Here is a 9,536-nt window from a genome sequence, read left to right as displayed (position 1 = left end):
GCCACGGCATGCACCGCCGCGGCGTCGAGAAGGATCCAGATCAGAAGGACCCACATCCTGAGCTTGTCGAAGGACGTCGTGCCGGAGCGGCGCCGGGTGGTCGATCCTTCGGCAAGCTCAGGATGAGGGCACCTTCGGCTGGCTCAGCCACTGGGCCGGCTTCCACCGCGCCGCGGCCGGTCGCCTGGGATGTCGCGACCGGCTGCCTAGCTTGCGCCGCCAGCTTCCTGCCGTCAGCGCGCTCTACAATCCAGCCTGAAAGCCGTCCTCAAACAGGCTTTAAGAGCGGCGCACCACTGCGGGCCTTCGAATGCATCGCCACGCGATCGCCGTGAGCGACTCGGATGGGCCGGCCCAGAGAATGGGTCTCCGAAGACCGGCCCGCACGCCCCCGTTCAGAACCGGAGGGTGAGGTTGCCCTTCACGGCTTGGTCCTGTGCCCGGGCGCCGACCTGGCCGGTATAGGCCACGCCGAGCGTCGCGTTCGGCGCCACCCGCAGATCGAGCCCGGCACTCGCCACCAGCGCGTCCCGGTCGATCGGCACGCCCGCGCTCAGGAAGGCCGGCCCGGTGCCGAAGCTCAGCAGAGCCGTCGGGACCACGTCCCCGAACGCGCGTCGGTAGGCGGGGAAGAGACCGCCGGATTGCGCGATCTTGATCGCGAAGATCCGCGCGGCGGCGCCGCTGGCGATGGTGAAGGCATCGATCGGCCCGTGAAGCGCCTCGTCGGCCATGAGGGGCACGACGTGCTTTGCCGTCAGGCGCGTCATCGCGGCCAGGGCGCGCCGGGCGACGGGCTGCTCGACGAGGTCGACGCCGGCATCGTGCAGCAGGCCCATGCCGAGGTCGGCCTCGGCCTCGCTCCAGTGCTGATTGACGTCGACGCGGACGCTCGCCCGTTCCGCCAGCGCCCGCTTGATCGCGGCCACGTGCCGGACATCCTCGCGCACGGCGCGCTTGCCGATCTTCAGCTTGAAGATGTTGTGGCGCCGGTCGGCCAGCATGCGCTCGGCCTCCGCGATGTCGCGATCGGTATCTCCGCTCGCCAGGGTCCAGGCCACCGGCAATCGGTCCCGCACGCGGCCGCCGCCGATCATCTCGGAGACGGGAACGCCGAGCCGCTTGCCGGCCGCGTCGAGCAGCGCGGTTTCGACGGCGCATTTGGCGATGTGATTCCCGACGACGCTGCGGCCGATCCTGGCCATGGTGTCGCCGACGCGCGCGCCGTCGCTGCGCAGCAGGATCGGAGCGAGATAGGTATCGATGGCGAGCTTGATGCTCTCCGGACTCTCCTCGCCGTAGCTCAATCCGCCGATCGTCGTTCCTTCACCGACGCCCTCGACGCCATCGGCATCGCGGATCCTGACGAGCACGATCGACTGATGGTGCATCGTCGTCATCGCGAGAACGTGCGGACGTATCGTCGGTACGTCGACGATGACGGTCTCGACCTCTACGATCGCTGCCATGTCCCTTCCGCGGCCTCCCTCGCCTCGATGTGACGGAAGGCTAGGACGGCGAAACATCCCGATCAAAGATCAATGCGGTTCGGCGCGATACTCACCGGGTATGAAGCCGAAGCGTCGGCTGGCCTCCGCTGTCGCCGGAGCGATTAGGGTGCGCCGATGCGGGATCGACGCCCCCGCCGAGGGGACGGGCCCTCACGCAGCCAGTTCCCGCTGCCGGATCGGGACGGGTGGGTTTCCGGCGAGTTCGTCCTTGATCATCGCCAATCCCTTGCTCGCGAGCGCCAGGGTCGGCGCATTGGTGTTGCCGCTCACGATACGAGGCATGATCGAGGCGTCGACGACCCGCAGACCGCGCACGCCGCGCACCCGCAGCGCCGGGTCGACCACCGCGTCGGCGTCGGCGCCCATCCGGCAGGTGCCGGTCGGATGCCACATGCAGGTCAGCGTGCGGCGGGCATGCGCGGCGAGGTCGGCATCGCTCTGCACGGTCCGGCCCGGCAGGAGTTCCGGATCGTCCTCGAGCAGGTGCCGGAGCGCCGGCGCCTTGAGCACCTCGCGCACGTAGCGCAGGCCGGCGACCATCCTGCGCATGTCCTCGGGATCGCCGAGGTAGTTCGGGTCGAAGACCGGCGCCGAGCGCGGATCGGCATCGCGCAGCTTGACGTAGCCGCGGCTGCGCGGCTGGAGCACGACGTTCTCCAGGGTCAGGCCGGGATAGGGCTCCGGCTTGCCGAGCGCGGCGTTCGCGATGGCCGCGGCGTGGAAGCTCTGGATGGTCGGGGCGCCGTCGGGATCGTCGGGGTTGAAGTAGCAGACGGATTCGATGCCGTTGGTGGCCGCCGGACCGGTCTGGGTCAGGACGTATTGCAGGCCCGCCCGCAGCATCCCGAGGCCCGACGCGGCGCGCGCGTAGCCCCAGTCGCCCCTGCAACGGGCCGTCACGGGAACCTGCGGGTGGTCCTGCAGATGCCGCCCGACATCGGGGGCATGGACCAAGAGCCGGATGTCGTGTCGGGCGAGTTCGTCCTTGGGGCCGATGCCGGAGAGCATGAGGAGCCGCGGGGAGTTCAGGGCGCCGGCGCTCAGGATCACCTCGCCCGCCAGCGCGCGATGCGGGCGGCCGTTGCGCAGGTACTCGACGCCGGTGGCGCGGTCCCCCTCCAGGATGATGCGCGTCGCCAGGGCGCGGGTTCGGACCGTCAGGTTCGGGCGGCCCTTCGCCGGGTGGAGGAAGGCCACGGCCGCGCTGCAACGGCGATTGTCGCCGATGGTGAGTTGGCAGGGGCCGACGCCGCGCTGCACCGCGCCGTTATAGTCGGGATTGTACGGCAGCCCGACCTGCTGGAAGCCCTTCACGATGGCCTGGTTCAGCGGGTTCAGGTGCGGCTGCGACACCTTCAGCGGCCCGTCGGTCCCGTGCCAGGGGCCGGCGAGGAGGTCGTTGCCCTCCATCGCCACGAAGTGCGGCAGCAGATCCTGCCACGACCAGGCACCGGTCCCGCCGGCCGCCTCGGCCCAGTGCTCGTAATCCTCCGGCTGTCCGCGCACATAGGCCATGGCGTTGATCGAGCTACCGCCGCCGAGGCCCTTGCCCTGCTGGACCGGCCGGGGCCGCCCGTCCAGCTGGGCCTGCGGGACGGTCTCGTAGGGCCACAGGAACCAGCCGTGCTGGAGCAGCTTCGCGAAGCCGGCCGGGATGTGGATGAGCGGGTCGGTGTCGCGCCCGCCGGCTTCGAGCAGGAGGACCTCGGCGTCGGTCTCGGCGGCGAGGCGGCCGGCGATCAGGCTGCCGGCGGAGCCGCCGCCGACGACGATGACGTCATGGTTCGTCGTCGGAACCGATGATGAGGGGCGGTGACTGGACATGGGAACTCCTTGGCGAGGCGTGCCCGGCCGGGTGCCGGCCGGGGCGAAATGTCGGCTCAGAACGGGTAGGCGGCCGGGCGGCTGCGCACGGTCACCCAGTGCTCGCGCGTGAATTCGTGGAGGATCGATTGCCCGCCAAACCGGCCGATCCCGCTGTTCTTCTCGCCGCCGAAGGGACCGGTCGGGCTGTCGTCGACGGTGTGGTCGTTGACGTGGGTCATCCCGGCCTCGACGCCGAGGGCGAAGCGGACGCCGCGCTCCGGGTCGCGCGTGAAGACGGCGCTCGACAGGCCGAACGGGGTGTCGTTGGCGAGGGCCAGGGCGTGGGCCTCACCATGCGCCTTGATGATCGGCGCGATGGGGCCGAACATCTCGTCCTGCGCGAGCGGCAGGTCGTTGGTCACGTCGGCGAACACGTGCGGCGGTAGCACGAGCCCCTCCGGCTCGCCGCCCAGCACCTGACGGGCACGGGACGACCGGGCGCCCGCGATATGCGCCAGATGGGCCTTCAATTGCCGGGCGTTGATGACCGGGCCGATGGCGACGGACGGGTCGTTCGGATCGCCGTACTTGAGCGTGCGGACATGGGCCGTGAACCGATCCACGAACGCATCGTAGATCTTGGCATCGACGATGATGCGGTTGGTGCTCATGCAGATCTGGCCCTGGTGCAGGAAGCGGCCGACCACCGCGGCGCGGACCGCGTGCTCCAGGTCGGCATCGTCCAGCACCACCAGGGGCGCGTTGCCGCCGAGTTCGAGCCCGACGCGCTTCATGCGGGGGCCGGTCATCGCGAGCTGGCCGATGTGCCGGCCCACCCGGGTCGAGCCGGTGAAGGAGATGAACCGCGGCACCGGGTGCAGGGTGAAGGCGTCGCCGATCTCCGCGATCGGGCCGATCACGACGTTGAGCAGCCCCGGCGGCAGGCCGGCCTCCTCGAACACCTTGGCGATGAGCAGGCCGCCGGTTACCGGTGTGTCCTCCGCCGGCTTGAGGACGACCGCGTTGCCGAGCGCGAGGGCGGGGGCCACCGAGCGCACCGACAGGTACATCGGGAAGTTCCAGGGGCTGATCACGCCGATCACCCCGAGCGGCTGCCGATAGACCCGGCTTTCCTTGTTCGGCTCGTCGAGCGGCAGGATGCGGCCTTCGACCCGGTAGGGGAACCCGATGCAGTCCCGGGTGACCGCCTGGACGAACTGCCATTCCAGTTCGGCCTTGGCGCGGGTGCTGCCGCCCTCGCGCACCAGCCAGTCGACGATCTCGCCGTGGCGCGCCTCCAGGATGGCGAGGGCCCGGACCATCACGGCGGCCCGTTCCGCCGGAAGACGATCGGCCCAGGCCAGCTGCGCCTTCGCGGCCGCCTCGTATGCGGCGTCGAGGTCGCTCTCGTCGGCCATCACGATCACGGCGAGCCGCTCGCCGGAATAGGGATTGTCGTCGGGAAGCTTTCCGCCGTGCCGGCCATGCCGCCAGGCGCCGCCGATATACTGGCCGTCGAAGCCCGCATACGGCCTCGGGGCTTCCGGCGCGGCGGGGGCCGGGCGGGTGACATCGCCGGATGCGGGGACGTGATTTGCCATGGTTCTCTCCGTCTTGTCGGCTTGATCCGCGGCCGCACGGGTTCGCGGCGTGCGGATCGCGGGGTCGGTCGGTTTTGAGGGTCCGGTGGCGCCACCGCTGACGAGGGCGCGCAGGCCGTCAGTCTTCGGGCGCGAGAATCAGGTGCGCGGTCCGGTGGACGCTCCGGAGCGGGACGGCGGTGGCATGCGGACGGGGCGTCTCGCCCATCGCCGTCGCGACGGGCGGGGCGTAGGGCATGACCGAGGCGGCCAGCGCGATGACATTGGCGGCGGCACGCAGGTCGTCGGGTTCGCGCGGGTCGCGGGCGATCCGCGCGGCATCGCGCTGCAGCCGGAGGTTGCAGGCCTGCGGCGGCAAGCCGGTCGCGGGCCAGCAGGCGTCGTGGCGTGCACAGGCCGCGTCGAGGGCGTCGACGGGCGGCAGCGGCGCGTTGCTGCCCGGGCCGCAATAGTTGCCGTGGATGAGGAGCGCGGGGTCGGCCTTCGCGGGTCCCACGCCGGCGGCTAGGGTCGCCAGGAGAATCGGTACGGTCAGTCTCTCGATCATGGTCGTGGACCTCGTCTTGAACCCACCCCCTCAGGTGAGCCGCCGGTCGCGCCGCGCAGCGGGCTGATCGGCCTCCAACGTCCTGTGTCTGTCCCGTCCTGTGGCTCCATCGCAGGCAAGGGACCCAAAACGCTTTGCATGCGTAAAGATAGAATGCTATCTATCTGCACGCAATCGGTTAGCACGTATGCGACGCGGACATGCCGGATGGGCTTGGCAACGGCCGTCCGCGCGACCTAATAAGTAGAACACTATCTATTAGGTCTGCACGGTCTCGGACGGTGCTGTGCCCAAAGCCGCGAGAGGTCACCGCCGGTGTCCAAGACATTCGACCGCCAGCGCCAGACCTACACCCACACCCTGCTGTTGGCCGGACGCCAGTGGCGGCGGGCGGCCAACGCCGTCGCCGAGGCGCATGGCCTGTCGGACGCAACCGCGCTGCCCCTAATCCTGATCGAACGCCTCGATGGGCATCCGCGACAGAACGCGTTGGCCGAAGCCGTGGGCATCGAGGGGCCGTCGCTGGTGCGGCTCCTCGACCAGCTCGGCGCGGCGGGCCTGATCGTGCGCATGGAGGATCCGACCGACCGCCGCGCGAAGGTCCTCAGCCTCACGCCGGCCGGGAAGACAGTGGTCGCCCAGATGGAGGCCGAGCTCACCAAGCTGCGGGACGCGGTGTTCGCCGAGGTCGACAGCGCCGATATCGAGGCCAGCCTGCGGGTGTTCCAGGCCATCCAGCGCTACAGCCGCAACCTGCCGGAGGGCGCGGTGCCCGAGGAGGCCGCGGAATGAACCTTCCCGGTTGGCAAGACTGGTCCTTCGCGATCAAGACCTACGTGGCGGCGATGCTGGCCCTGTACCTCGCCATGTGGATCGACCTGCCGCGGCCGTACTGGGCCCTGGGCACGGTCTACATCACCAGCCAGGTCCTGGCCGGCGCGACGCGCTCGAAGGCGCTCTACCGGGTGCTCGGCACCTTGCTGGGCGCGACGGTGACCGTGATCCTGGTCCCCAACCTCGCGAACGCCCCCGAACTCCTGACCCTCGCCATCGCGTTCTGGGTCGCCCTCTGCCTGTATGTCTCGCTGCTCGACCGGACCCCGAGCAGCTACCTGATGATGCTCGGGGGCTACACCGCGGCGCTGATCGGCTTCCCCGCCGTGGGCGAGCCGGGGGCGATGTTCGATACTGCGGTCGCCCGTGCCGAGGAGATCATGCTGGGCATCCTGTGCGCCAGCCTCGTCTCCACCATCGTCCTGCCCCGCTCCGTGGCCCCCCTGATCGCGGGGCGGCTCGACCTCTGGCTGCGCGACGCCCGGGGCTGGGTCGCCGACGTGCTCGGCCGGACCGGCAGGGCCCGGGACACGCAGGCCCGGCGTCTGCGGCTCGCCTCCGACGCCTTGGCGTTCGATGCCCTGGCGACGCCGCTGCGCTACGACATGACCGGCGGCGAGCGCTCGGCCGCCGCCATGGCGACGCTGCGCCAGCACATGCTGATGTTCCTGCCCATCGTCTCCGCCGTCGCGGACCGCATCGCGACGCTGGACCAAGCCGGAGCGCTTCCCGCACGCGTCCGCGGCCTTCTCGACGACATGGCCGCCTGGATCGCGTCCGGGACGACGGATCCGGACGCCGCAGCGCGGATGCGCGCGGCCGCGGACGTCGTCGACCCGCGCCTGGGTCGGGGCTCGACCTGGTCCGATCTGGTCCTCGCGAGCCTCGTCGCGCGCCTGCGCGACTTCATCGACCTACGCCAGGATGCGCGGCTGCTGCAGCGGCACGTCGTCGACGGCACGCCCGTCACCGAGGAGCTCGCCTTCCAGTACACGGCCAAGGCCCGCTCGATCCGTCATCGCGATCACGGCATGGCCATGCTGTCGGCGATCGGCGTGTTCCTCTCGATCCTGCTCTGCTGCGCGATCTGGATCGCCACCGGTTGGCCGGACGGGTCCGGCGCGCCGATGATGGCGGCCGTCGCCTGCTGCTTCTTCGCCGTCCAGGACGACCCGGCCCCGTCCATCGTCAGCTTCGCCAACTCGGCCATCGTCGGCGGTGTCGTGGCCGGCCTCTACCTGTTCGCCGTGCTTCCGAGGGCGACCAACTTCGAGATGCTGGCGCTGGCGCTGGCGCCGGCCCTGATCCTCTGCGGCCTCTGCATGACCCAGCCGAGGACGGCGCCGATCGCGATGGGCGCCGCCGTCAACGGCTCGGCCATGATCGCGCTCCAGGGCAGCTACACCGGCGACTTCGCGGCCTTCACCAACGCCTCGCTCGCCGTGATCACCGGGATGTGGATCGCGGCGGTGGTGACACGGCTGGTCCGGTCGGTCGGGGCCGACTGGACGGCGCGACGCCTGCGGGTCGTGAACCGCCGGAGCCTGGCGGACGCCGCCGAGCGCCGCGGCGCCGAGAACGGCCTCGAACTCGCGGCGATCATGCTCGATCGGGTCGGCCTGATCGCGCCGCGGCTGGCGGCGCTCCCGCCCGAAGATGCCGCGTGGACCGCCGACCTCGTCGCGGAGGTGCGGGTCGGGATCAACGTCGTCGAGCTGCGCCGGGACCGCCGACGGCTCTCGCCCGAGGCGCGGACGGGCGTCGAACGCCTCCTGGCCGCCCTGGCGGAGTATTTCCGCACGCGCGCCGCGCATCCGCCCGTCGCGCTCCTGGACACGATCGATGCCGCGATGGACGCCACCGCGACGCATCCGCAGCAGGAATCCCACCGGGCGGCGCTGCTCGGTCTGGTAGGCATCCGCCGCGGCCTCTTTCCCGACGCGTCGCCTTGGCGGCCGAACGTGTCGATCACCCCGCAGACAGGGCTCGCGGCATGACCGGAGAACTCGACATCTACGGGGTCTTCGTCCCGTGCCTCGCGGCTTGGATGCTGCTCGCCTTCCTGATCAGCCTGGTGGCGCGCGGCATCCTGGAAAAAACTGGGTTCTACCGCCTGGTCTGGCACCGCCCGCTGTTCGACCTTGCGCTCTACGTCGTCCTGCTCGGGTGCGTCGTCTCGGTGGCGCTGCCGCTGACCTCATGACCGCGCGGCAACCGCCCTTCATCGCTCCGCTCTCGTCCCCGACCGTTCGGCTTCTCCCATGACCCGGCTGCTCACCCTCTCGTTCCGCCTGATCGTCACCCTCGCCATGGTCGCGGCCGCGATCGTCGTCGGGCTGGCCCTGTGGGACTACTACATGGAGGCCCCCTGGACCCGCGACGGGCGGGTGCGTGCCGACGTGGTGGCCGTGGCGCCCGACGTCTCGGGCCTGGTCACGGAGGTCCTGGTCGAGGACAACCAGGTGGTGAAGCGCGGCGACGTGCTGTTCCGGATCGACCCCGAGCGCTTCACCCTGGCCCTGCGCCAGGCCGAGGCCATGGTCGAGGGCAAGCGGGCCAGCGCCGAGCAGGCGGCCGCCGACTACGTCCGCTATTCGCGGCTCAGCGACGCCGCGGTCTCGCAGCAGAAGGTCGAGCTCGCCCGGGCGACGGACCTGTCGGCGAAGGCCGCCTACGACCAGGCTGTGGCCGACCGGGACGTGGCCAAGCTCAACCTCGACCGCTCCGCGGTGAAGGCCTCGGTCAACGGCCGCATCACCAACATGGAGCTGCGGCCGGGCACCTACGTCAATACCGGCAGGGGCGTGATGGCGCTGGTCGACAGCGACACGCTCCGGGTCGAGGGCTATTTCGAGGAGACCAAGCTGCCGCGCATCCATGTCGGTGACCGGGCCAGCATCCGCCTGATGGGCGATGCCGGGGTCATCACCGGCCATGTCGAGAGCTTCGCGGGTGGCATCGAGGATCGGGAGCGCACCGCCGGCGCGAACCTGCTCGCCAACGTCAATCCGACCTTCGCCTGGGTACGGCTGGCGCAGCGCATCCCGGTGCGGATCAAGCTCGACGGCGTTCCCGACCAGACCCGGCTGGTCTCCGGTCGCACCGCGACGGTCTCGGTCGCTGCGGACGGTCAGATCCCGCGGATCAACGTCCTCGGGGTCTGGCGCAAGGTCATGGTCGTCGCCGACCGCACCCTGAACTGACGCCCGCGCGTCGGCGCCGCTCCCGGAACGCGAA

Annotated in this window: 8 protein-coding genes; 4 read left to right on the top strand and 4 right to left on the bottom strand. The window is 70.6% G+C overall.

Translation table 11 applies throughout. From position 1 onward, the window contains the following. Positions 1-395 precede the first annotated feature (395 nt). The 4 genes from MKK67_RS18960 to MKK67_RS18945 all read right to left on the bottom strand — a co-directional run bounded on the left by MKK67_RS18960 (position 396) and on the right by MKK67_RS18945 (position 5,465). Entirely contained in the window at positions 396-1,469 is a 1,074-nt protein-coding gene (locus MKK67_RS18960; protein ID WP_279601709.1) for a muconate/chloromuconate family cycloisomerase, read from the bottom strand. 192 nt (positions 1,470-1,661) lie between these two features. Continuing rightward, positions 1,662-3,335, bottom strand: coding sequence for a GMC family oxidoreductase (locus tag MKK67_RS18955; RefSeq protein WP_243968003.1), 1,674 nt, complete (start codon positions 3,333-3,335; stop codon positions 1,662-1,664). A 56-nt stretch (positions 3,336-3,391) separates the two neighbouring features. Beyond that, the gene (locus tag MKK67_RS18950) at positions 3,392-4,918 is read right to left on the bottom strand and encodes an aldehyde dehydrogenase family protein (RefSeq protein ID WP_243967995.1); all 1,527 of its coding nucleotides are present in this window, start codon (positions 4,916-4,918) and stop codon (positions 3,392-3,394) included. A 118-nt stretch (positions 4,919-5,036) separates the two neighbouring features. After that, positions 5,037-5,465 carry a hypothetical protein gene (locus MKK67_RS18945; protein ID WP_243967980.1) on the bottom strand — a complete coding sequence of 143 codons (429 nt, stop codon included), beginning with the start codon at positions 5,463-5,465 and terminating at the stop codon, positions 5,037-5,039. 315 nt (positions 5,466-5,780) lie between these two features. On the opposite strand from MKK67_RS18945, the gene MKK67_RS18940 reads away from it, so the two are divergent. From MKK67_RS18940 to MKK67_RS18925, 4 genes are read left to right on the top strand one after another with little or no spacing between them, the layout of a single operon-like run. After that, complete coding sequence (locus MKK67_RS18940; protein ID WP_243967978.1) at positions 5,781-6,257, top strand: MarR family winged helix-turn-helix transcriptional regulator; 477 nt, start codon at positions 5,781-5,783, stop codon at positions 6,255-6,257. Then, complete coding sequence (locus tag MKK67_RS18935) at positions 6,254-8,296, top strand: FUSC family protein (RefSeq protein WP_243967969.1); 2,043 nt, start codon at positions 6,254-6,256, stop codon at positions 8,294-8,296. The genes MKK67_RS18940 and MKK67_RS18935 overlap by 4 nt, the downstream gene beginning before the upstream one ends. Beyond that, on the top strand, positions 8,293-8,502 hold the full coding sequence (locus MKK67_RS18930; protein WP_243967967.1) for a DUF1656 domain-containing protein: 210 nt from the start codon (positions 8,293-8,295) through the stop codon (positions 8,500-8,502). Before MKK67_RS18935 ends, MKK67_RS18930 begins: the two co-directional genes overlap by 4 nt. A gap of 58 nt (positions 8,503-8,560) precedes the next feature. Further along, entirely contained in the window at positions 8,561-9,502 is a 942-nt protein-coding gene (locus MKK67_RS18925) for an HlyD family secretion protein (protein ID WP_243967965.1), read from the top strand. Positions 9,503-9,536: the final 34 nt, after the last annotated feature.

Origin of the sequence: Methylobacterium sp. J-072 (assembly GCF_022829425.1) — a bacterium.
GTDB lineage: Bacteria > Pseudomonadota > Alphaproteobacteria > Rhizobiales > Beijerinckiaceae > Methylobacterium.
The sequence above is the reverse complement of the archived record's forward strand: the minus strand, read 5'-3'. Positions and strand labels throughout refer to the sequence as shown.